Annotated in this window: 24 protein-coding genes and 2 pseudogenes; 12 read left to right on the top strand and 14 right to left on the bottom strand. The window is 66.2% G+C overall.

Going from position 1 to position 22,095, the window contains the following annotated elements; translation table 11 throughout:
- Positions 1 to 119 precede the first annotated feature (119 nt).
- A complete protein-coding gene (locus LDO29_RS03395) occupies positions 120 to 878 on the bottom strand; it encodes an IclR family transcriptional regulator (protein ID WP_224078370.1) in 759 nt (252 codons plus the stop codon).
- 359 nt (positions 879 to 1,237) lie between these two features.
- Between LDO29_RS03395 and LDO29_RS03390 the strand changes: the two genes are divergently transcribed.
- Positions 1,238 to 3,034 (top strand): glycoside hydrolase family 15 protein, encoded by a 1,797-nt coding sequence (locus LDO29_RS03390; protein ID WP_224078369.1) that lies wholly within the window; start codon positions 1,238 to 1,240, stop codon positions 3,032 to 3,034.
- A gap of 45 nt (positions 3,035 to 3,079) precedes the next feature.
- Here LDO29_RS03390 and LDO29_RS03385 read toward each other — a convergent pair whose 3' ends face one another.
- From LDO29_RS03385 to LDO29_RS03370, 4 genes are read right to left on the bottom strand one after another with little or no spacing between them, the layout of a single operon-like run.
- Complete coding sequence (locus tag LDO29_RS03385; RefSeq protein WP_224078368.1) at positions 3,080 to 4,417, bottom strand: amidase; 1,338 nt, start codon at positions 4,415 to 4,417, stop codon at positions 3,080 to 3,082.
- A 2-nt stretch (positions 4,418 to 4,419) separates the two neighbouring features.
- On the bottom strand, positions 4,420 to 4,800 hold the full coding sequence (locus tag LDO29_RS03380; RefSeq protein ID WP_224078367.1) for a cupin domain-containing protein: 381 nt from the start codon (positions 4,798 to 4,800) through the stop codon (positions 4,420 to 4,422).
- A 50-nt stretch (positions 4,801 to 4,850) separates the two neighbouring features.
- A complete protein-coding gene (locus tag LDO29_RS03375; protein ID WP_224078366.1) occupies positions 4,851 to 6,332 on the bottom strand; it encodes a 4-hydroxyphenylacetate 3-hydroxylase family protein in 1,482 nt (493 codons plus the stop codon).
- Between the two features lie 51 nt (positions 6,333 to 6,383).
- On the bottom strand, positions 6,384 to 6,911 hold the full coding sequence (locus LDO29_RS03370; RefSeq protein ID WP_224078365.1) for a flavin reductase family protein: 528 nt from the start codon (positions 6,909 to 6,911) through the stop codon (positions 6,384 to 6,386).
- 363 nt (positions 6,912 to 7,274) lie between these two features.
- Here LDO29_RS03370 and LDO29_RS03365 point away from each other — a divergent pair, with 363 nt between their 5' ends.
- Positions 7,275 to 8,498 carry an IscS subfamily cysteine desulfurase gene (locus tag LDO29_RS03365; protein ID WP_224078364.1) on the top strand — a complete coding sequence of 408 codons (1,224 nt, stop codon included), beginning with the start codon at positions 7,275 to 7,277 and terminating at the stop codon, positions 8,496 to 8,498.
- A gap of 20 nt (positions 8,499 to 8,518) precedes the next feature.
- On the opposite strand, the gene LDO29_RS03360 is transcribed toward LDO29_RS03365, so the two are convergent.
- Positions 8,519 to 9,061 carry a MarR family winged helix-turn-helix transcriptional regulator gene (locus LDO29_RS03360; RefSeq protein ID WP_224078363.1) on the bottom strand — a complete coding sequence of 181 codons (543 nt, stop codon included), beginning with the start codon at positions 9,059 to 9,061 and terminating at the stop codon, positions 8,519 to 8,521.
- A gap of 119 nt (positions 9,062 to 9,180) precedes the next feature.
- Here LDO29_RS03360 and LDO29_RS03355 point away from each other — a divergent pair, with 119 nt between their 5' ends.
- Both LDO29_RS03355 and LDO29_RS03350 read left to right on the top strand, forming a co-directional pair.
- Positions 9,181 to 9,756: a hypothetical protein gene (locus tag LDO29_RS03355; protein ID WP_224078362.1), complete on the top strand. Its 576-nt coding sequence runs from the start codon at positions 9,181 to 9,183 to the stop codon at positions 9,754 to 9,756.
- Positions 9,757 to 9,872: 116 nt separating this feature from the next.
- Positions 9,873 to 10,295: a cation-transporting P-type ATPase gene (locus tag LDO29_RS03350; RefSeq protein WP_224078361.1), complete on the top strand. Its 423-nt coding sequence runs from the start codon at positions 9,873 to 9,875 to the stop codon at positions 10,293 to 10,295.
- Between the two features lie 50 nt (positions 10,296 to 10,345).
- Here the strand turns inward: LDO29_RS03350 and LDO29_RS03345 are convergent, their stop codons facing one another.
- The gene (locus LDO29_RS03345; protein WP_224078360.1) at positions 10,346 to 10,822 is read right to left on the bottom strand and encodes a carboxypeptidase regulatory-like domain-containing protein; all 477 of its coding nucleotides are present in this window, start codon (positions 10,820 to 10,822) and stop codon (positions 10,346 to 10,348) included.
- A 349-nt stretch (positions 10,823 to 11,171) separates the two neighbouring features.
- Between LDO29_RS03345 and LDO29_RS03340 the strand changes: the two genes are divergently transcribed.
- Together LDO29_RS03340 and LDO29_RS03335 are read left to right on the top strand one after the other, a co-directional pair.
- Positions 11,172 to 11,669 carry a lecithin retinol acyltransferase family protein gene (locus tag LDO29_RS03340; RefSeq protein WP_224078359.1) on the top strand — a complete coding sequence of 166 codons (498 nt, stop codon included), beginning with the start codon at positions 11,172 to 11,174 and terminating at the stop codon, positions 11,667 to 11,669.
- 131 nt (positions 11,670 to 11,800) lie between these two features.
- A pseudogene (locus LDO29_RS03335) lies at positions 11,801 to 13,328 on the top strand (bifunctional aminoglycoside phosphotransferase/ATP-binding protein).
- A gap of 21 nt (positions 13,329 to 13,349) precedes the next feature.
- Here LDO29_RS03335 and LDO29_RS03330 read toward each other — a convergent pair.
- Positions 13,350 to 13,859, bottom strand: coding sequence for a hypothetical protein (locus tag LDO29_RS03330; protein WP_224078358.1), 510 nt, complete (start codon positions 13,857 to 13,859; stop codon positions 13,350 to 13,352).
- Positions 13,860 to 13,945: 86 nt separating this feature from the next.
- The gene (phaZ, locus tag LDO29_RS03325) at positions 13,946 to 15,181 is read right to left on the bottom strand and encodes a polyhydroxyalkanoate depolymerase (RefSeq protein WP_224078357.1); all 1,236 of its coding nucleotides are present in this window, start codon (positions 15,179 to 15,181) and stop codon (positions 13,946 to 13,948) included.
- A gap of 268 nt (positions 15,182 to 15,449) precedes the next feature.
- Between phaZ and LDO29_RS03320 the strand changes: the two genes are divergently transcribed.
- A complete protein-coding gene (locus LDO29_RS03320) occupies positions 15,450 to 15,656 on the top strand; it encodes a hypothetical protein (protein ID WP_224078356.1) in 207 nt (68 codons plus the stop codon).
- A 136-nt stretch (positions 15,657 to 15,792) separates the two neighbouring features.
- Positions 15,793 to 16,047, top strand: coding sequence for a hypothetical protein (locus LDO29_RS03315; RefSeq protein ID WP_224078355.1), 255 nt, complete (start codon positions 15,793 to 15,795; stop codon positions 16,045 to 16,047).
- Positions 16,048 to 16,082: 35 nt separating this feature from the next.
- Here LDO29_RS03315 and LDO29_RS03310 read toward each other — a convergent pair whose 3' ends face one another.
- The 4 genes from LDO29_RS03310 to LDO29_RS03295 form a co-directional block, all read right to left on the bottom strand.
- Positions 16,083 to 16,484: a TraR/DksA family transcriptional regulator gene (locus LDO29_RS03310; protein ID WP_224078354.1), complete on the bottom strand. Its 402-nt coding sequence runs from the start codon at positions 16,482 to 16,484 to the stop codon at positions 16,083 to 16,085.
- A gap of 163 nt (positions 16,485 to 16,647) precedes the next feature.
- A complete protein-coding gene (locus LDO29_RS03305) occupies positions 16,648 to 16,980 on the bottom strand; it encodes a DUF883 family protein (RefSeq protein WP_224078353.1) in 333 nt (110 codons plus the stop codon).
- Between the two features lie 130 nt (positions 16,981 to 17,110).
- Positions 17,111 to 17,785, bottom strand: a complete 675-nt coding sequence (locus LDO29_RS03300; protein WP_224078352.1) for a dienelactone hydrolase family protein — start codon at positions 17,783 to 17,785, stop codon at positions 17,111 to 17,113.
- Between the two features lie 42 nt (positions 17,786 to 17,827).
- Positions 17,828 to 18,145 carry a BCAM0308 family protein gene (locus LDO29_RS03295; protein WP_290369509.1) on the bottom strand — a complete coding sequence of 106 codons (318 nt, stop codon included), beginning with the start codon at positions 18,143 to 18,145 and terminating at the stop codon, positions 17,828 to 17,830.
- Positions 18,146 to 18,301: 156 nt separating this feature from the next.
- On the opposite strand from LDO29_RS03295, the gene LDO29_RS03290 reads away from it, so the two are divergent.
- The 4 genes and pseudogenes from LDO29_RS03290 (at position 18,302) to LDO29_RS03275 (ending at position 21,803) form a co-directional block, all read left to right on the top strand.
- Positions 18,302 to 18,898: a rhomboid family intramembrane serine protease gene (locus LDO29_RS03290; RefSeq protein ID WP_224078350.1), complete on the top strand. Its 597-nt coding sequence runs from the start codon at positions 18,302 to 18,304 to the stop codon at positions 18,896 to 18,898.
- 312 nt (positions 18,899 to 19,210) lie between these two features.
- On the top strand, positions 19,211 to 20,593 hold the full coding sequence (locus LDO29_RS03285) for a nicotinate phosphoribosyltransferase (protein WP_224078349.1): 1,383 nt from the start codon (positions 19,211 to 19,213) through the stop codon (positions 20,591 to 20,593).
- Positions 20,594 to 20,637: 44 nt separating this feature from the next.
- Positions 20,638 to 21,183: pseudogene (locus LDO29_RS03280) on the top strand (GNAT family N-acetyltransferase); the annotation flags it as partial.
- Positions 21,184 to 21,266: 83 nt separating this feature from the next.
- The gene (locus LDO29_RS03275; RefSeq protein ID WP_224078347.1) at positions 21,267 to 21,803 is read left to right on the top strand and encodes a GNAT family N-acetyltransferase; all 537 of its coding nucleotides are present in this window, start codon (positions 21,267 to 21,269) and stop codon (positions 21,801 to 21,803) included.
- 21 nt (positions 21,804 to 21,824) lie between these two features.
- Here the strand turns inward: LDO29_RS03275 and LDO29_RS03270 are convergent, their stop codons facing one another.
- Entirely contained in the window at positions 21,825 to 22,034 is a 210-nt protein-coding gene (locus tag LDO29_RS03270; protein ID WP_224078346.1) for a DUF2188 domain-containing protein, read from the bottom strand.
- Between the last annotated feature and the right edge of the window lie 61 nt (positions 22,035 to 22,095).

The raw sequence follows: 22,095 nt of genomic DNA, 5'->3' as shown, positions 1-22,095 counted from the left end.
ACGGGCGCGTGGACGGCACTCCGGCAACCAGTCGTTACCGGAGTGGAGCGGGAAATTGGGGGTATGTTGGGGGTACGTTGCCGCGGCTGCGGCAACCGGCTGGCCTGCCGGCCAGCGAATCAGGCGCCGGTGTAGCCCAGCGAGCGCGACAATACGGCCGCCTGCTCGACGACCATGGCCACGTGGCGGTCCAGCACTTCCTGGGTGGTGCGGCTGGCCGGGCTGGCAATGCTTAGCGAGGCAACCGTGGCGCCGGTATGGTCGCGCAACGGGGCCGCGGCCGAAACGGCATCGGGTTCGCGCTCGCCGAGCGACACCGCATAGCCCACGGCGCGGATGGCGGCCAGTTCCTCGCGCAGCGCTTGCGGATCGACGATGGTCTTGTCCGTGAAGCGCTGCGGCGCGTTCGCCAGCACTGCGTCGATCAATGCCTCCCCGCCATAGGCGAGCAGCAGCTTGCCCGATGCGCCCACATGCAGCGGACGCCGGTTGCCGACTTCCGTATGCACGCGCACCGACTGTGACGACTCGTGGCGTGCCACGCAGACCGATTCCAGCCCGTCGCGCACGCGCACGATCACGTTTTCGCCGCAGGCCGCGCCAAGCGCGGCCAGGCTCGGCGTCACCAGCTTGATCAGGTCGACCTGCTCGCGCGCGGCGTTGCCCACTAGCAAGGCGTTGTAGCTCAGCTTGTAGACCGCCGCCGGCGCCTCGCGCGCGATCATGCCGCGATGCTCGAGCGTGCTCAGCAACCGGAACGCGCGCGCCTTGGTCAGCCCGGCGCGGCGCGCGAGCTCGGTCACGCCCAGGGACGGATGCTCGGCCACCAGCATCAGCAGGCCGAGGGCCTCGTCCACGGCGTCAACGATGTATGTCATCGGCTTGGTTTCTTGCACAGTTTCTGAAACGGGGTTCATAACGAATTGTAGCGGTCTTGCCTGCCATGACGTGGACAGGGCAGACGCCGGCAACGGAATGCGCGCGGCCCGGTGCCCGCCCGCGGCAAGGCCCGGAAACCGCCGGCGGCACAGTGGCGTGCGGCGCGCAATGTAACGCAACGCGCATGGGATGGCCAGCTTGCGGGCGCCGTCCTGTCCGGCCATCGCCCCGTGCCGGAACCATGACATCGCGCGGGCCTCCAACAAGGTAGGCGGGCGCCTGCGCGGCCCGGCAGGCCCGGCGAGGCACCGCCGGCACGGCCAGCCCCGTGAGCCCATCGACGTGATTCAGGACTGCTGTGGCTGCTTCCATCGAGGACTACGCACTCATCGGCGACTGCGAGACGGCTGCCCTTGTCTGCCGTGACGGCAGCATCGACTGGCTGTGCCTGCCGCGCTTCGATTCGGCTGCCTGCCTGGCCGCGCTGCTGGGCACGCGCGAGCATGGGCGCTGGCGGATCGCCCCCGCGGCACGCGGCGGCCGGAGCCGGCGTCACTACCTGCCCGGCAGCCTGGTCCTCGAAACTGTCTTTGTCCATCCCGAAGGTGTCGCGGCGCTGATCGACTTCATGCCGATCCGCCATGGCATGTCCAACTCCGGCGAGCGTTGCGACATCGTCCGGATCGTATGCGGACGCAGCGGAAGGCTCGACATGAAGATGGACCTGACGCTGCGCTTCGACTACGGCGCAACGGTGCCATGGGTGACGCGCCTCGAACAAGGCAATGGCATCCGCGCCGTGGCGGGGCCCGCCATGGCGATCGTGCGTTCGCCCGAGCCGCTGCGCGGGAAGGACCTGACCACGACCTGCGAGTTCACGATAGCGGCCGGCGAGGTGAAGCCGTTCGTGCTGACCTACTGCCCGTCGCACCTTGCCATACCGGATCCGGTCGATGCATGGCAGGAACTCGAACGCACGGACCGCTGGTGGCGAAGCTGGTCCGACCGGTGCAAGGTCGGCGGCGACTGGAGAGGGCCGGTCAGGCGTTCGCTGCTGACGCTCAAGGCCCTCACCTACTGGCCGACCGGCGGCGTCGTCGCGGCCCCGACCACCTCCTTGCCGGAAGCGCCCGGGGGCGTGCGCAACTGGGACTACCGCTACTGCTGGCTGCGCGACGCGACCCGGACCCTGCTGGCGCTCATGGCTGCCGGCTACTATGACGAAGCCCAGGCCTGGCGAGCGTGGCTCACCCGCGCAGTCGCAGGCAGTCCCGAGCAGGCCCAGATCATGTATGGCGTCGGCGGGGAGCGTCGCCTGTGGGAATGGGAGCTGGACTGGCTGCCGGGCTACAAGGGAGCCCGCCCGGTTCGCGTTGGCAACCTTGCCGCGACCCAGCTCCAGCTCGACGTCTACGGCGAAGTCATGGATGCGCTGTTCCAGGCGCGCCTTGGCGGCCTGCCCCGCGACCCGGACTCGTGGGCGCTGCAACGGGCGCTGGTCAACCATCTTGCCGCGATCTGGCAGCAGCCGGACGAAGGCATCTGGGAAGTTCGCGGCGGACGGCAGCCGTTCACCTTTTCCAAGGTGATGGCCTGGGTCGCGCTGGACCGTGCCATCAAGACTGTCGAAATGCACGACTGGCCGGGCTCCGCATCGCACTGGCGCACCGTGCGGGACACCATACACGCCGACGTGCTCGCCAACGGCTTCAGCCAGAAGCGCAACAGCTTCGTGCAGGTCTATGGCGGCAGCACGACCGACGCCAGTCTGCTCCTGCTGCCGATCGTGGGGTTCATCGATGGCAAGGACCCGCGCATGCTCGGTACGATCAAGGCCGTCGAAGACGAACTGCTCGCCGACGGGCTTGTGCGCCGGTACCTCCCGTCCCGCACGGAGGACGGCCTGCCCGGCGACGAGCCGACCTTCCTCGCCTGTAGCTTCTGGCTCGCGGACGCCTATGCCATGGCCGGACGCTGGCAGGAGGCGCGCGAACTGTTCGAGCGCCTCCTGCTGCTTCGCAACGACGTCGGCCTGTTGTCGGAGGAATATGATGCGGCGACGTGCCGCATGGCCGGCAACTTTCCGCAGGCGCTATCGCATATCGCGCTGGTCAATACTGCCTTGCTGCTCGACAAGGGCATCAAGCGAGCGTGAGTGCTCCGCCAGGCTGGATTCCCCAGGGGAATCCGGTTTGCACGTCTATCGCTGCAGGGCGGCCTCCACACCCATGCCGATGCCCAGCAGCCTCCGGTCGGACAGGCGGCGGCCGAACAGCATCAGCCCCACCGGCGCTTCGCCGGGGCGATGGCATGGCACCGACAAGGCACACAGGTCGAGCATGTTGGCGATGGCCGGGTTGCGCAGCAGCAGGCGGTTGATGCGGAAGAAGGCTTCGTCATCGTCGAGGTCGGCAATCCGCGGCGCCACGATGGGCACAGTGGGCAGCACGACGGCGTCGAATCCCGCCAGTTCGGCATCGGCCTGCCGGCACAGCGCGGTGCGGCGCGCGAGCATCCGCACGTAGTCCGCTGCGCGCTGGCCGTCGGCCAGGCGGATGCGCGACAGCACGCGCGGGTCGTAGGCGCCCGCATGCTCCGCCAGCAGGTCAGCATGCCACGCGCCTGCCTCGGCAGCGACCAGGCCACCATGGGCACCGATCTCCGCAAGACGATCCCAGCTGTCGAACTGTGCATCCTGCAACCGTGCACCGGCGGCTGAAAGCTGCCGCAGCGCGTGGCTGAAGGACTCGGCCACTTCATCGCTGACGCCTTCGAAGACGAACCCCGATGGCACCGCCAGGCGCAAGCCGGCGAGCGGCAACGGGGCCAGCGGGGCCGTGTCCTCGCCGGCCATCACCGCGTCGATGCCGGCGCAGCACGCAACCGTGTTGGCCAGGCACCCGACGGAGTCGTAGCTCGGCGACAGCGGCACCGCACCATCCAGGGGAATGCGGCTTGCCGTGGGCTTGAAGCCGGCGATGCCGCAGAGCGCCGCCGGGATGCGGCACGACCCGCCGGTATCCGAGCCGATGGCAGCCAGCGCCATGCCATCGGTCACCGACACCGCAGCGCCCGATGACGATCCGCCGGGGATACGCTCGCCGGCACGATCGAACGGGTTGCGCGGCGTGCCGTAGTGCGGGTTGATGCCGACGCCCGAATACGCGAACTCGGTCATATTGGTGCGCCCGACGAACACCGCACCCGCCGCCCGCAGCCGGGCAATGGCGGCCGCGTCGGCAACAGCCGGCTGCTCGGGCAGCACGCGCGCCCCTGCCCGCGTGACGTCGCCCTGCACATCGAACAGGTCCTTGATCGAGATCGGCAAGCCGGCCAGCGGCCCGGCAATGCCGTACTCGCGCAGCAGGTCGCTGGCACGCGCCTGTTTGCACGCGGCCATGCTGACACCGTGCGGAAAGGCACGCGCGCCCTCCCCGCCCGGGTTGCAGATGCGCTCCACGCAGGACGCCAGCAGCGACGCGGCGTTTGCGCTGCCATCAGCCAGTTGCCGCAGTGCGGCTCGTACGGTGGCAGTCATGGTCAGGCCGGGTCGTAGTAGTGGATTTCCAGCAGCATGCAGCCGGTGTCGGACTTGAACGGGCCATGGAAAGCACCCGGCGGGCGGCAGGCGTACGTGTTGGGCTCGAATGCTTCGCCGCCCTGCCCTTCCGCGTCGTTGCCGACCGTCAGGTCACCGCTCAGCAGGTAGACCTCCTCCCAGTACTCATGCACGAACGGCTTGGTGGTGAAGACGCCCGGCGCGAAGCGCAGCAGGCGCGTGCGGCTGCCGCGGCGGCCTGGCTCGTCGAGCTCGCCGGACAGGATCTTCTGCTGGATGCCGGCCGGGTAACCGTGGGGCACCTCCCAGCCGGACTGCAGGTCCAGCGTGTGGAATTCGTCGTGAAGCTTGTTGATCGCCATGATCATCTCCTTGTGTGGGGTGGGTCCGAAGTTACGGTGCGGGACGGGCCTCAGGCTGCGCGCGCGGTTGCACCGAGTTCGGTTTCGAGCGAGTAGCTGCCGAGCATGTTGTCGACGAGATGTGCGGCACGCTTCCAGTCGTACGTACGGTAGGCGTGGCCCTTCGTGACAAACGAGGCGCCCGCATAGAACATCTCGTACTGGTTGTGGCGCGACGCGAATTCGGAGCCAACGGCATCCCAGGCGAGCTTGAAGAACTTGACGCGTTCTTCCGGGCTGCACGCAGGCGACTTCTGCGTCTTGGCGATGATTTCGGCGAGCATCGGATTCGCAAAGTCCTCGATGCTCGAGGGCAACATGATCATGCCGCCGCCGGCCAGCTCGCGCAGCGTGTTGAGGACCTTGGCATAGAGCTGCTGCGTCAGCACCTGCGAGCCGTACAGCATGCTGCGGTCCGGCACGTAGTAGCCGTTGACCATCTGGCCCTTGGCTTCCATGCCGTAGACCCATGCTTCCACCATGCCCGCCTCGGCGGCAAGCTGGCCCAGCATCTCCTTCACCTGCGGGAAGTTGCTGGTGCCGTTGACCTCCGTGATCTTGTGCGCGATGCCGACCAGGAAGCGCAGCTTGACCATCAGGCGCACCTGGCACTGGTAGTTCTGGTAGCTGTGCGCGGGCGTCGCGTGAAACTGCTTCGCGCACATCGCAACATCGCCGGCAACGAAGACGCGTTCCCAGGGCACCTTCACGTCGTCGAAGTAGAGCACCGCGTCGTTTTCGTCATAGCGGCTCGCAAGCGGGTTGTCGAAGACCGAGGTGGCATTGGCCTCGTACGATTTTCGCGACATGACCTTCAGGCCCTTCGTGTTCATGGGGATCGCGAACGACAGCGCATACATCTCGTCGCCTTCGCGCAGCGGCTGGATGCAGCTGCAGAACACCTCGTTGGCCATGATGCCGCTGGTGGCGAGCATCTTGGCGCCGCGCACGGTGATGCCTTCGGCGTCCCGGTCGACGATGCCGACGGCCAGGTACTTGTCTTCCTGCTCTTGCGCAGCCTTGGACTGGTTGGCTTGCGGGTTGACGATGACGTAGGTCAGGAACAGGTCGTTGTCACGGGCATAGCGATAGTAGTCTCGCAGCGCGCCTGCACGCGCCGGGTCCGCCTGCTCGAACACGTCGATGCCCATGTACATGCCAGAAATGCACGACGCCACATGATCGGGCGAACGGCCCATGAAGCCGTAGTGCAGTTCGGTCCAGGCTTCCAGCATGTGGCGGCGCTCAACCAGTTCGTTGTAGCTGGTGGGCAACTGCCAGATCCGGCTGACGCGGTTGGCGGTGCCGTCCGGCTGGAACGTCATCTTCTCGAGGTTCTCGGGCCGCGCCTGGAAGTCGTAGAGGCTCGCGTAGCTGCCGATCGAATTGCGGAAAGCCGGGTGTGTGGTGACATCGCTCACGCGCTTGCCGTCCAGATAGACTTCGCGTCCATCGCGCAGCATGGCGATGTGCTGGGTGCCGGTCTTGACCATGTTTTTCTCCTGTTTCCTGATAACGGCTGGATTGGGTACTGGTGGTTGGGTTCAGGCGGCGGCCGGGCTGGCGTCCAGCGCGCGGTACTTGCCGCCAAAGAAGATCAGGGGCCGCCCGTCCTGCCGGGACTGGTGGCGGACGACGCGACCGATGAAGATCACGTGGTCGCCGCCGTCATGCTGTGCGTACGGTTCGCATTCGAACGTGGCCAGTGCATCGGGCAGCAGCACGTGGCTCGCGGCATCGCGCGGGCCGAAGTCGATGCCTTCCCACTTGCCCGAGTGCGCACGGGCGAAGCGGTTCGAGATATCCTGCTGCGCCTCGGCCAGCACGTTCACCGCGTAGCGCGGCGTCGCGCACAGGTCGCCAAGGCTCTGGCAGCGGCGGTCCACCGAGAACAGGATCAGCGGCGGGTCCAGCGACACGGCATTGAACGACGCCACCGTGATGCCGATTGGCGTGCCCGACTCCCGCGGCGCGGTGATGACGGCAACGCCCGTGGCGAACATGGCCAGTGTGTTGCGGAAATGGCGTTGGGCGTCAAGTTCGATACCGCCCACAACAGATGACTCAGACATCACTACTCCTACGCATGTTGTCAACCCGGCTTGTTTACTTTTTTTATTAGCTTTTTTTATTAGCTATTATTCAACGCTAACAAATTTCACTATTCAAGCTAGTGAAAACACCTATCCAAGGGCAGGAGAGTGTGCTCGAAGCCAAGGCGAACAAGCCGGAAACCATTGTCTGACAACGATTTCCGGGGGATCGAGGCTGACCGGCTCGCCCCCGGCGGGTGTACCGAAGGCCGGACAACAACCCTATCGCCGGCATGGCGCGACGAAGATTTTCGTCACCCCGGTGCTAGACTCGGCCCGCGTACTGGCACTGGCGGCCACGCATCCGCCCCTCCGCCCTCCCGACATCCAGGCAGAAACATCATGCAATCCGAGCCTCAGACCTTCCCGATCTATATGGACTACAGCGCGACGACACCGGTCGATGCGCGCGTCGTCGAAAAGATGGTGCCTTTCCTGCACCAGCACTTCGGCAACCCAGCCTCGCGCAGCCACGTGTATGGCTGGCACGCGGAAGACGCCGTGGAGACCGCGCGGGCGCATGTGGCCGCGCTGCTGAATGCCGATCCGCGCGAGATCGTCTGGACATCGGGCGCGACGGAAGGCAACAACCTCGCCCTCAAGGGCGCCGCGCATTTCTACCGTGGCAAGGGCCGCCACATCATCACGGTAAAGACCGAGCACAAGGCCGTGCTCGATACGTGCCGCGAACTGGAACGGCAGGGGTTCGAGGTGACCTACCTTGATGTGCGCGAGGATGGCCTGATCGATCTCGATACGCTGCGGCAGGCGCTGCGGCCCGACACCATCCTGGTGTCCGTGATGATGGTCAACAACGAGATCGGGGTGATCCAGCCGGTCGCGGGGATCGGCGAGATCTGCCGCGCCGCGGGCATCGTCTTTCATTGCGATGCGGTGCAGGCCGCCGGCAAGATCCCGATCGACCTGGAAGCGCTCAAGATTGATCTGCTCACCGTGACGGCGCACAAGGTCTATGGTCCCAAGGGAATCGGTGCGCTATACGTGCGCCGCAAACCCCGCGTTCGTCTCGAAGCGCAGATCCATGGCGGCGGCCACGAGCGCGGCATGCGCTCCGGCACGCTGCCGACGCACCAGATCGCCGGCATGGGCGAGGCCTTCCGCATTGCGCGGCTGGAACTGCACGAGGAAGCCCGCCGTGTCGGCGCGCTGCGCGACCGGCTGCTGGCGGGCCTGATGCAGCTTGAAGAGGTCTACGTCAACGGCAGCCTCGCGCATCGCGTGCCGCACAACCTGAACGTGAGCTTCAACTATGTCGAAGGCGAGTCCCTGATCATGGGGATCAAGGGCGTGGCGGTGTCGTCAGGCTCGGCCTGTACATCGGCTTCACTGGAGCCGTCGTTCGTGCTGCGCGCGCTCGGCCGCAGCGACGAGCTGGCGCACAGCTCCATCCGCTTCACGCTGGGCCGCTACACCACCGAGGCGGAAGTCGATGAAGTGATCCGCGTCGTGACGGCCACGGTCGGCCGGCTGCGCGAACTGAGCCCGCTGTGGGACATGCACAAGGAAGGCATCGACCTGCGCACGATCCAGTGGGCAGATCACTGATGGCGCGGCTCCCGCGGCGGCTAGCCGGCCTGCTGGCGGGCGTGCAGATGCTCGAGATCCAGCGCGGCGCGGTCGCCGTTAGTCACAAGGCGATCGACGATGGAGCACAGCACCTTGAATTCCGTGCGCGTCACGCCATCGAACAGCACGTCGTTGATGCGCTGCTGCACCGGGAGCAGTTCGCCGAGCAGCCTGGTGCCGGCCGGCGCGATCGTCAGCAGCATCTTGCGCCGGTCCTCGGGATGCGCCTTCTTGTCGATCAGCCCGAGCTTCTTCAGCTTGCCGGTTTCGATGGTGATGAACGGACCGCTCAGGTGCAGGTGGTCGGCAAGCTGGTTGACGGTCACGTCGCCCTGCTGGGACAGGTGCGAAATCGACCGGATGAGGGAGTACTGCACGCCGGTAAGCCCAATGAGGCTGCCGAAGCCGTCCCGCACCGTCAACAGCCTGGCGGCAAATGGCAGCAGCCCGTTGACGAGGTGCCGGAATTCGGTATCGGAGCCATCGACCAGGCATGCCGGGTTGGTGATGGTCAGGGTCTTGCTGGACGTTTTCGACGCCACGGTATGCTCCACTTAGCTTTTTAAGCAAGCTTTGCACCAAATTGTAGCAAATACTGCCGAACGGGGGACACCACGATGCCGGACCCCTGCCGGCGCCATACCCTGAAACGGAGACCACCATGACCGCTATCCCGGCCGCCACGGCGCAAGCCCTGCTGAACCGGTACATCGAGGCAAAGGACAACAACCGGCCGGAGATCATCGACGAAGCGTTCGCGCGGGATGCCTGGCTGACGATTTCACTCAATACCGACGCCATCAGCTTTCCGTCGAGAACGGAAGGCGCGCCGGCCATCGCCCGGACACTGGTATCGGACTTTGCCAGGACCTTTGACCGTTGCCGGACCTACTACATCATCGACAACCAGTCATGGGACGGCGGTGCCATGACCATCCCATGGCTCGTGGCCATGCGCGAAACAGGGGCCGGCAAGCTGCGCGTGGGCAGGGGCTACTACCGCATTGGCTTCACCGAGGCGGATGAGCACGCCCGGATCGCGAACCTGCACATCCATATCGACCGCATGGACGTAGTCGATGATCCTGGCGCGCAAACGCTGGCCATCCTGCACGAATCCCTGCCCTATCCGCGCCTTTCCCTCACGGAGCTGAGGGCGGGTGTCGACCGGGCCCTGGCAAACCGGCCTTCCCTGGAATACCTTCGGGCATTTGCCGAACCTGCGCCGCTGCCCTGAGGTCGTGCGAGCCGGCGGGTTGAGCCGTGCGGACATCGGTTGATAGCATTTCCCCCGCGTCTTTCCGATTCCGCACCCGGCCTGTCCAGGCCATCGACCAGGAGCAGGCCGGCACCATGACAGACCGCACCGTGACGGACAGCCCCGGGCAATCCGCCTCGTCCTGGCATACCCTGCCGTGGCGGCTGGTTGCCCGGCAACTGCAAACCGGCGCCGAAGGCCTGACAGAGACGGAAGCCCGCGAACGCCTGGCCCGGCACGGGCCCAACCGGCTTGCGCCGCGCGAAGAGGCGGTGCGCACCATGACGGTCAACGCCGTCGTTGCCGCCGAAATGTTCTATCTGCTGAACAGTCGCTTCATCCTTGCTCCGGTCCTCACTCTCGACGGCCTGACCGGCAACCGCTACATCCTGCTGGCCATCGCCGCCTGCATCCCCTTGCAGTTCGCCACACATGCGCCCGGGATGCGTGAGATACGCCAGGCCCGGGCAGCCCGTCTGCAGATGAGCGTCGCGGGACAACTGGTGGCATCGGCGTGATCCTGCTGTGCGTATCGCACCGCTAATCGGCGTTCGCCACACCTTCTGTATCATCGACGCGGTGCGCCTGCGATCAACCCGTTGCTCCCGGCCGGCATCGGCGGAAAACGCAGCAGAAGATCGATGCCCGCGCCGCTGCCGGTCACGGTGATGCTCTGGCCGACAATGACGCCGCCGTACCGGATCAACGCCCGGTAGGTGCCCTGCGGCAGGTTCATGTACAGGTATGGCCCCTCGCTGAGCACGAGCAGGATGATTTCGCGCCGTGCATTGAACAGCGTAACGGTGACATCCGACAAGCTGCTGTTGTCCGTGCTGTCCACGAAATGCATGCGCACATTGAACTGCTTCGCCATGCCGCGCATGGCGGCCGCCTCGTCGCTGCCTATCCCGCCGGACAGGTAGGAAATGCCATTGAGCTGCCGTGGCCGCAGCGCACCGTCCGGCGAAGTGGCCATTGCCACATTGACATCGGCCAGCACGGCGGTTGACAGCAGCAGGCAGCAAGTCGCAATGAAAGTCCGCATCGGCTACTCCTCGATGGATGTCATGTCGCAATCCGGCTCAGCACGGTCGCGCGACTGACGGCACGTATCTCCCTTTGCAGCCTAGCCGGCCTGGGCGGCTGCATCTTGCTGTGGATCAACGACGACCGATGTCAGATTCCGCTGACAAGGTGTCGTCATCGTCCGACATGCAACGTCGTCTGGCACGTACAGGCGGAACTCCCGCAGACGGACAGCATTCTCGTCCGAGGCTGATATCGGCGTCACGCCGCGGCACCCATACTTAAGGCATCCAGGCAGGCACGCCGTTGGCGAGGCCCTGAAGCCTTCCGCCGGGCGTGCCGCCAGGACGAAGAAGAAGGGGCGAGCGATGCATGACGACAACCAGTACCTCGAGTCCGTGCAGGATTTCGCCGGACTGGCAGAAACGCTTGCCTTGGGTGCGCACCTCGCGACGCACCGGCTGGGCTATGTTCACCACGGCATCTATGCCGGCAACGGGGAGGTCATCCACTATGTCGGATTCAAGGGGTTCCTGCGCTGTGGCCCGGTCGAGAAGACTTCCCTGGCAGGCTTTGCCGACGGGCATGGCCTGTGCATCGAAACGGGCGCAGCGGCACGATACTTCGGCGCGGAGGTGGTCAGGCGCGCGGCATCGCGGCTCGGTGAAGACGATTACCGCCTTCTTACCAACAACTGCGAGCACTTCTGCACGTGGTGCCTGTCTGGCGAGAGCCGCAGCCGGCAGGTGGAGGCGCTGCTGAGCCGGCCCTGGCGCGCGGCACAGGCCATCATCAGCATTCTTCTCGGCATGCACAGGCAGCCAGCCTGCGAACAGCAGGCCGGCTTCGGCGGCGCTGGCGCCTGAATGCTGCCAGCCGGTACACTCGACGCGTTGTCGGACTGCCGGAACGATCGGTTCGAATCGGTTCGTTGCGGGCACAACTAGACAGCGCCATGGCCTCGACGAAGGCCCGGTGACAGGCTGGGAGCTCTCTCATGGAAGACGCGGTATTGACGGCAGCATTGGCGCAGCCGGACGCCTACCCGCATCCGGTGCGGGAAGTCCGCATCATCGAGACGCACATATCGCGGGTCTTCCTGGCCGGCGACTATGCCTACAAGGTTCGAAAGCCGGTGCAGTTCGACTTCGTGGACTTTTCCAGCGCGCAGGCCCGCCGTGAGGATTGCGAGACCGAACTGCGCCTGAACAGCCGGCTGGCTCCCGAACTCTATCTGGGCGTGGTGCCGATCAGCGCGGAGGCCACGACAGGTGCCGTACGCGTCGAAGGCGGCGGCACGCCCGTCGAGTATGCAGTGAAGATGCGGCGCTTTGCGCAGCAGGACCTCTTCATCGAGATGATCCGGACAAACCGCCTGCACGCCGCGCACATCGACGCGCTGGCGCCGCGCATCGCCGCGTTCCACCGGAACCTGCCGCCCGCTGACCCGGGCGACGGCTTTGGTACGCCGGACCGGGTTGGCGCGGTCCTCACGGAGTGCCTCGGCGGCATCGAGCGCCTGGACCACGGTTCCGGCCTGGCCAGCCAGGTCGCGCAGCTGGCCCGTACCCGGGCGGCGCTGCTGGCCGGCGCGATGCAGTCGCGGCTGCGCCACGGCCACGTGCGCGAATGCCATGGCGATCTGCATCTCGCCAATATCGTGCTGCTCGATGGCCAGCCGACCCCGTTCGACTGCCTGGAATTCGATCTGGGCCTGCGCTGGATCGACACGATCGGCGATCTCGCCTTCCCGTTCATGGACCTGCTGCATCACGGCCGGACTGACCTGGCCTACCGGCTGCTCAACGTCTATCTCGAGCAATCCGGCGACTATGCGGGACTGGCTCTGCTGCCGTTCTACGTCGCCATGCGCGCGCTGGTACGCGCGCGTGCTGCTGGAGCGGGTGCACCAGCAGCATGACACCGCCGGGGCAGCCATGGCAGCCGCCCAGCTGGAATGCCGCAATCTGCTGGCCCTGGCATGGCGCATGCTGGCCCGCCGCCAGGGCGCCCTGCTCCTGATGCACGGCCTGTCAGGCAGCGGCAAGTCGACTGTCGCGGCAGAGATCAGCCAGAGCGCGGCGATGGTGCGCGTGCGGTCTGACGTCGAGCGCCAGCGCCTGCGCCGGGGCGTTCCCCCCGCAGGCGGCAGGTATGGCAGCAAGGAAACCGCGCGGACCTATCAACGCCTGCTGGCCATCTGCCGGCTAGGCTGCAGTGCGGGCTTCCCCATGATTGCCGATGCCACATTCCTGTCCCGCGGCCAGCGGGACCGCTTTGCGGCGCTGGCACGCCGTCTTGGCGTGCCCTTCTTCATCGTCGAATGCGAAGCGCACGTGGAGACGCTGCGCGCGCGTATCCGGGCGCGGGCACAGGCGTGCCAGGATCCGTCAGAGGCCGACTGCACGACGCTGGAATGGCAGCTGCGTATCCAGGAGCCGCTGACAGCGGCCGAGTGCGCGTACGTCGTTCCTGCAAGCCGGCTCGTCTCGCCTTCTCTCCAGGGCGACGAAAACCGGCAATGACAACGCCACGGCTCAGCCCGCCTACCGCGCCATCATGCCGCGATGCATTCCCTGCCCCCCCGGGCCGGGACCCATGCCAGGCCCGGCTCCCTGGCCATCCGCCATCGCTGCCATCATTTCCTGCATCAGTGCCACGTGCTGCCCGGTCGGGTCATAGCACATGCCGGCGCCCGGTCCCCGGGGCGTGCCCGCACGCCCGGCATTGCGCATGCCTCCCGGCCCTGGCATGCCGCCGGTCTTTTGCATCGTGGTCATGGCATCACGCATGACGGTGGCCCGCTCGGCCAGGAGCATCCTCCGCTCCTCGTCGGTACTGGCCCGTGACAACCGTTCCCGGATGGCACGCAGGTGCGCGATCTGCGCATCGAGTTCGGCCGACTGCTGAGGCGCTGCGGCGGGTTCCTCGGGACGCTCCGGGGCATGTGCGCCTTTGGAACCGGCGGGGTCTCCCGGCGATGCCGAGATGGCGAGCGGCGTCCACGCCGCGGCGGCAAGCGTGATGAAAAGTGAAATGCACGGGTTCGTTGCCATGATGGATCTTCCTATGCTGGTCAGGAACAGGGCGGCAGGCCCTGTCATCAACTTATGCCATGGCGCCCGGTGCGAATTGACGTGCCTCAATGATCCACGCTTGTCCTGGACCTGATGCCGCGGCGCCGGCAGGGAGCGGCGCGAAGATCTCGCGCTGGAGCGTCCAGCCAGGCACGCAGCACCGGGTAGACGCGGCTGCGCCATACCTCGCCACAAAACAGCCCGTAGTGGTCGCAGGTGGGGACCGTCACCTTCGCGCGATACCCGTTCGCCAGCCCCGTACACAGCGCATGCGCCGCGTGGGTCTGCCCGGTGCCGGTGATGGTGTCCAGTTCTCCCTCCACCGTCAGCAGACGTGTTGCGCGCATGGCGGCGGGGTTCACCGGCATCTCGCCTATGCGCCACGCGCCGCGCGCCAGCAGGTATTCGCGAAAGACGATGCGCAGGGTATCGAGAAGGAACTCCACCGGCATGTCCATCATCGCCGCATAGCTGGCGGCGGCATGGCCCAGGTCCTGCTCGTCATGGCCGAACCACATGTACCGCATGGCATCCAGCACGAGGCCCGGCAGGCGCTCGGGCTGGCCGCTTGCCAAAGTTGGCAGCTGCAGGAAGCCAGGGTAGACGGCACGCCCGGCCCCCGGATATCCCGGTGGCACGCTGCCGGTGCAGTGGGCAAGGAAGACCGGCAGGGGCAACGCGGCGGCAATGTGCCCGAGCCGGGTCGGGTGAAGCCTGGCATCGAGCGGGCCGCCCAGCAGCGCCAGCGTCCGGATCTCGTCCGTGCCCCCGGCTGCCAGCCGGGCCGCCGCCGCCAGGCACGGCACGGTCGCCTGGCAGATCGCCACGACGTCCAGCCCGGCCGGCCCGAGCTGCGTCATGAAGCGCTCGAGCAGCAGCACGCAGTCATCCAGGTGGAAAGGACCGGCCTCGGGCGGCACGTCGCGGGCGTCGATCCAATCGGTGACATAGACGTCGGCATCCGCCAGCATCGATTCGATCGCGTCGCGCACGACGACGGCGCGGTGCCCTGCCAGCGGCGCGCACAACAACCGGCGGATATTGCTGCCTTCCCCCGCCGAGAAACGGCGCAACCGGCAGAAAGGCGTTTCGGCGACGACCGTTTCGGTGACCGGCAGGCACCGGCCTTCCCGGAAAATGGTGGCCAGGCGAAATGCCGGCGGCCCGAACTGGCGCATCGATGCCTGGAAGAGCTCATAGGCACCGACAAACTGGGCGCGCCGCACCGCCGCCGCAAACGCCGATGCCGGCGGCCATGCGGCGAACGGATCGTCGTTCGCACTGACGGAGTTGAAATTCATGCTTGGGTCGCCAGGCAATGGTCTCTAGTGCAAGCGGGTCCGGCACGCGTCTGCCTGCAGCCAGGCATCGCCTGCAAACGCCCTGCCATCTTTTACGCCTGACGCCGGTGGGCGCCCTTCATTTCAACATATTCGATCATGGGCAGGCACACTTGCGGCAGCTCAATTTTTTCCGGCGGCCACCACGGCGTCTGCCGCGACCCGCGCCATTCCCTCCCAGGAGAAACAGAGATGATCAAGAACACTGGCAGTGCGGAGCAGATCCGCAATGAAATCCTGCGCCGCCTGCAGAAAAATTGCGGACCTTGCCGACGCCTGCCGCAATTGCGATATCCCCCTTCCGCTGCACGTCGATCCCGTTACGAACAACGGATGCAACTGGCGTATTGAAGCGTTTCCGGACGTGACGCCGGCGTGCCAGTCCACGGTCAAGGCCATTACCGCCGAAATGATGCGGGAGTACGATCTTCCCTGATATCCCGTTTCAACGACCAGGAAAAGAAGGAAGAGGGCGAAGGCTTGAACGCGCCCCTTTCCTCTTTGCGCTTCGCTCTTTACTCTTTGGGAAACAGGTTCCACAACCCTGGGTTCATGATTCACCGGAGAATCGAATGCTTGAGAGAGAACGGTCATACAAGGGATTCCGCGTCCTGCTCTTCGTGCCCGAAGCGATGGCGCCGGGCGCGTCGAACGGCCGTGTCCAGATCACGGGGCCGAACGGGGATATCGGCGTGCGCTTTACACCGGACTGGCTCCACCCGCCCGAAACGCCCCAGCAGGCTGAAGAATGGCTGTTTGCCTATGCCGCCGGGATCATCGATTGCGAGCTGGCCGGCGGCTTCGGCATGGATCTCAGCCACGAGTAGGCAGCCACGAGCAGGCCGAACAAGCTCGATTCGCTTCAGCCCCGCCGGCCCGATCCTGGCGCCCCGCCCTGGTCGCGGGCATAGAGATGCTCGTGCCGGCTCTGGCAGGCCGTGCAGCGCTTGGCGGTCGGGTAAGCCTGCAGGCGCGAATACGGTATTGCCTGTCCGCAGTCGGTGCAGATGCCGTACTGGCCGGCTTTCATCCGCGCCCTGGCCGCTTCGATATCGGCCAGTTCCATGCGGTAGTGTTCGAGCATCGCGTCGTCCTGGCGGTGTATCACTTCTTCCTCGGCGAGATCGGCTTCGTCCCGCGCCTCGGCTTGCCCCATCGGCGCCAGGGGCGAGTCCGCAGATCCGACTGCCGCACGGACTCGCGCCTCGTCCGCATCCAATTGTGCGGCCAGGGCCGCCTGCTCCTGCTTGGTCAGCGCATGCACGATAGATCTCCTCAACGACGGCCCAGTACGCCGGAACCGCCGGAACGTGCAGGGCCGGATAACCGGCCAGCCACTGCAGCCTGAACACCCGCCGCCAGCAGTTCCGCCAGCGGGACGCGATTGGACAGGTGCTCGACGGTGCCGCAGCTCACCACGCCGGACGCTACCGGCGGCTCACGGCAAGCGCCACGATCGCACCGGCCACGGCACCAATCGCCGCGACAGTCCCAATGGATTGCCATGGGTGTTCGCGGACATACAGGTCCGCCGTGTCGGCGAGCTGCCCGACACGATGACGGCCAGCCTCGCGCAACGTGTCCAGGCGGGCCTGCAGCGCCCGCAGCCGGGTGCCGAGTTCGGTTCGCGCCTGGCCGGCTTCGGCGCCGGCCTCTTCCGCGACATCCTTGAGCAAGGCCTGTACGTCGGCGAGCAATACATTGGCGTCGCGGATCAACGCGTCCTTGTGTACCAAAAGATCTGCACGGATATCGTTCATCGTTCACTCCCTGTTCTGTTGACCACCGCCGCGCGTCGCACGGCAACTCTTGCGTACCGCTGCAACATATCAATATAGAAGCGTCCTGGCACCCCGGCTTGATCCGTAACAAGACACCGGGAACAAGACATTAAGCCGGCTTCATCCGCCCCGCTTCGGCAAAGTGCTGCTGGAACCATTTAGCGGCAAGCCTGCCCACCTGCTCGAGCGCGCCGGGCTCTTCGAACAGATGGGTTGCGCCGGGGACCACCTCCAGGCGCTTTTCGCAGGGCATCCATGCCGCGGCACGGGCATTGAGGCTCACCACGACCGGATCCGCTTCACCAACGATCATCAGGAGCGGCGCGGCGAGTCGGCAAAGCGCCTCGTGGCCGGCGAGGTCCACGCGCCCCCCGCGGGAAACAACAGCGTCGATGTGCATGTGCGCCGGCGGCTCCGCGGCAGCGCGCACGGCCGCGCCGGCACCGGTGCTGGCGCCGAAATAGCCCAGCCGCAGGTGACGCTCCCGTACCAGGTGCCCGACCGATCTCGTCGCCGCCCGCAGCCTGTCGCTCAGCAACGCGATGTCAAAGCGCCGTGCCAACCCGACATCCTCGTCCGGCGTCAGCAGGTCAAACAGCAAGGTGCCGATGTCTGCATCATTGAGCATCGAAGCCACCAGGCGGTTGCGCGGACTGAGCCGGGAACTGCCGCTGCCATGCGCGAACAGCACCAGGCCGGTTGCCGCTTCCGGCAGGACCAGGTCGCCCGGCAGCCCCACGTCGCCCGTGTGGATCAGCACCTCTTCCGCGGTGATGTGTTTCATTGGCGTCTCCCCCTCTTTCGGCCGGATGCACCGCTTATTCCCTCATTCCCTGTTCCAGCTCACATGCAGTTCGGTTTCCGCGTTCTCGTAGTCGATCTTGAGCTTGCCGTGGTACGCATAGTGAATGGCATTGCCAATATCGCGCGCCATGTGCATCCCGGTCGTGGTGATGACGGTGCCCTGTTCACCGGAGTCGATGGCCATGACCCGCTCCATCGGATGCTGCTCGCGCTGCTGCGCTTCGCGATGGCGGACGAGCGCAAGGATTTCATCGCGATGCGCAGCCTCGAAGCCGCCGCTTAGTACCACCCGCGCGAAACCGCGCTCCGCCAATGAAGCGGCTGGTGGGCACTTATGGATAAGCTATGCGTACAGCCAGGCCACAACTTGGGCTGGATCAAAGGAACTGCAGACGGGCCGGAACCGCCCGGGGCCGGACTCCGTTGACACGGAACAATCCGCGCCATCCGTGCGCGCCTATGTTTGAAGCACGTGCATGCTGGAGGCCATCAGGCCATGACAACGCTGCTGATCATCCTGAACATCGTCACCTTCTTCGGCGAAGTGCTGACTGGCGGCGCGCTGGCCATGGCGTTCGCGCTGTGGCCGCTGTCAACAGGCGCCGGGGCGGACGCCGGAATGGGCTTCGCGCCGTGGCAACTGCTCACCTACGGCTTCCTGCATGCCAACCTGGCTCACCTGGCCTTCAACATGCTTGGCCTGCTGATGTTCGGCCGCAGCATCGAAGCCGCCCAAGGGCCCGGCCGCACGCTGGCGGTTTACCTGGCCAGCCTGGTCAGCGCCGGCCTGACCCAGCTGGCCGTCCTGAGCTACATCACCCCGGCGCACGTGCCGACGATCGGCGCGTCGGGTGCGGTGTTCGGCATGTTGTTCGCCTATGCGCGACTCTTCCCGCGCCGCATCGTGGTCTTGCTGTTTCCGCCGATTCCCATGCCGGCATGGCTCTTCGCCACGGTCTATGCCGTGCTGGAGCTGCTGCTTGGGCTTGCCGACACCCGCACCGGCATTGCGCACTTTGCCCACCTTGGTGGCATGGCGGGAAGCGCGCTGCTCCTGCGGCACTGGCATGTGCGCGCGGAGCCGCGAACCTGAGCCCCGCGCTTCCGGGCCGCTTCCGCGTTTGGCGTTGCGTCAACGCGCCCGCCGCCATTCCGGGCACGCAAAACGACGATGCCGGCAGCGAACGCTTTGGCGATATGCTGGAAGTGAGCGCGATCGCCCCGGTAAAGGTGGCGGTAAAGGTGGTGTGCACTGCCCTGCAGAACGCCATCTCGATCGCCTCGCTGCTGCTCACGACCGACTGCATGATCGCCGTCGAGCGGAGCCCTTCCGGCGTGCCGGAAGGGCTCCGCCATGTTCGGGAGCGAGTACTGAACGGCTGCCGGCCACTTCGTGGGAACCGCCATGACCACCCATATCACTTCCGAAAGCCCGCTGCTTACCGACCTGTACGAGTTCACGATGATGCAGGCGTACTTCGACGCCGGCATGAACGACACCGCGAGCTTCGAGTTCTTCGTGCGCAAGCTGCCGGCGGGAAGGAACTTCCTCATCGCGGCAGGCCTGGAACAGGTCCTGGCCTACCTGGAGACCTTGCGCTTCAGCGCGGACGACATCGGCCTGCTGAAGCAGACCGGCCACTTCAGCACGCCGTTCCTGCGCTCGCTTGAAGGCTTCCGGTTTTCCGGCGACGTGCAGGCCATGCCGGAGGGCATGGTGTTCTTCCCGGACGAACCCATCCTGCGCGTGACCGCGCCGATACGCGAGGCCCAGCTTGTCGAAAGCCGGGTCATGAACCTGCTCCACTACGAGACCATCGTGGCGAGCAAGGCCGCGCGCGTGGCACTGATGGCGCAAGGGCGCAGCCTGGTCGATTTCGGGCTGCGCCGGGCCCACGGCGCCGAAGCCGGCATGCTGTCGGCGCGCGCCAGCTACCTGGCAGGCTTCACCGGGACCGCCACCCTGCTGGCGGGATTGCGCTACGGCATCCCCGTCTATGGCACGATGGCCCATTCATACGTGCAGGCCCACCTGGACGAGGCACAGGCCTTCGAATCGTTCGCCCGCTCCCAGCCCGGCAACAGCACGCTGCTGATCGACACCTATGACACGGAAGCCGGGGCGCACAAGGTGGCGGCACTTGCGGCCAGGCTGCGTGAAAGCGGCATCCGGGTGAACGCCGTGCGCCTGGACAGCGGCGACCTCGGCGAGCATGCCCGCCGGGTCAGGGCGATTCTCGACGGCGCCGGCTTCCGGGAGATCGGCATCTTCGCGAGCGGCAACCTCGACGAATACCGCGTTCGCGACCTGGTGGAAAGCGGCGCCCCCATCGACGGCTTCGGCGTCGGCACGCGCATGAATACGTCGGCCGACGCGCCTTATCTCGATTGCGCCTACAAGCTCACCGAGTACGCGGGCCTGCCGCGGCGCAAGCGTTCCGAAGGCAAGGCGACATGGCCGGGGCGCAAGCAGTCCTACCGCCGCTATGGCGCGGACGGCACCATGTCCGGCGACACGCTGACCCTCGAAGGCGACGCCTGCGACGGCGTTCCGCTCATGCAGCCGTGCATGACGGCGGGCAGGCGCACGGCGCCACCGGTTCCCCTGGGCACCAGCCGCGCCCTTGCCATGCAGCAGATCGCCGCCCTGCCCGCCGCGCTCCGGTCACTGGAGCCGGCGAGTGCCTATCCCGTCGCCGTTAGTGCGGCACTCATCGACCTGGCCCGGGCCGCCGACGCGCTGAGCGGATCGGCGGGAGCGGGATCGCACACGGGCCTCAGAGGCTGACGCGGATAATCAGTTGGCGCACGGCCTGACGTGGCATGATCTCGCCGGACAGAGGGCTGAACGCCAGCTTTGCGCCCGGCCACGCCCTGCCGGGCAAGCTGGCATTCGCCACGCAGTCCGGGGCGCTGGCAACGGCAGTGCTGGACTGGGCGCGCCCGCGGCAGATCGGTTTTTCCCACTTTGTGTCGCTGGGCGACAGCGCGGATGTCGACGTTGCCGACGTCCTCGACTACCTCGCGGGCGACCCCGATACCCAGGCGATCCTGCTCTATGTCGAGGCCATCCGGAACGGAAGGCGCTTCATGTCGGCAGCCCGTGCGGCCGCACGCTGCAAGCCCGTGCTGATCGTCAAGGCCGGCCGCGCGCCCGAAGGCGCGAAGGCCGCTGCGTCGCACACCAGCGCACTGGCCAGCCGCGACGATATCTACGATGCCGTCATCCGCCGGGCGGGCATGCTGCGGGTGGCCACGACCGAAGACCTGTTCGCCGCCGTGGAAACCCTGGCCAGGGCCAGGCCTGTGCATGGCGACCGTCTTGCCATCATCACCAACGGCGGAGGCGCCGGGGTCATGGCGACCGATGCACTGATGCGCGCATCGCCATACGGCCTGCTGAGGGACATCCCCACGACCGGCTGGCGATCCTGCCTTACCCCCGCGAACTCGAAGAACACGTGACGTGGAACGGCACCACCATCCGGCTGCGCCCGATCCGTCCCGAAGACGAGGCTGCATTGCGGACGTTCTTCGAGCAGTTGTCGCTCGAAGACATGCACGCGCGCTACTTCTGCACATTCCGCAATCCCGAGCACGCACAACTGGCCCGGCTGACCCAGATCGACTATGCGCGCGAAATGGCATTCGTTGCCATGGCGGAAACGCCTGAAGGCAATGCAGAGATCCTGGGAGAGGTGCGTGCCGAGTCGGATCCCGACAACATCGAGGCGGAAATCGGAATCGTCGTCCGCTCGGATTGCACGGGACGCGGCCTGGGGACGCTGCTCATGAAAAAGATCGTGGCGCATTGCCGGAAGCAGGGCACGCGCTTCCTCGCGGGCACCGTGCTGCCCGGCAACCGCCGTATGCTTGGCCTGGTGCGCGGGTTCGGGTTCGCTGCACAGACCGGTTCGCATTCCGATGGCATCGCCATCCGGTTGCCGCTGTCCGATGATGACAGCGCCGGGAACGAGGAGCAGACCCAGGAAAATTGAGCCGCGTCGGTCCGGCGTCTCTCAAGGCCGAGAGCGCCGCGGCCCATGCGGGGCCGGCTCTTCGGCATGCCCGGCAGCCCAGCGATGCGCCTGGGCAACGGCAATGCGGATCGCCATGCCTTCGCCGTACCCCTGCGCCAGCAAAGCATTGGCGATCTCGATCGCCTTCTCCCTGACCATGGGCGCGAGATTCTTCATCGACGCAGGAAAGTACCCGGAATTCCACGGCATAGGTCAGACCTCCACGGGAAAGCGCGGACCAGCGGCCTTGCTTTCCCGTTGCGCCTCATCC

The sequence above is a fragment of the Cupriavidus laharis genome (assembly GCF_914271435.1).
GTDB classification, from domain to species: Bacteria; Pseudomonadota; Gammaproteobacteria; order Burkholderiales; family Burkholderiaceae; genus Cupriavidus; species Cupriavidus laharis.
The sequence above is the reverse complement of the archived record's forward strand: the minus strand, read 5'-3'. Positions and strand labels throughout refer to the sequence as shown.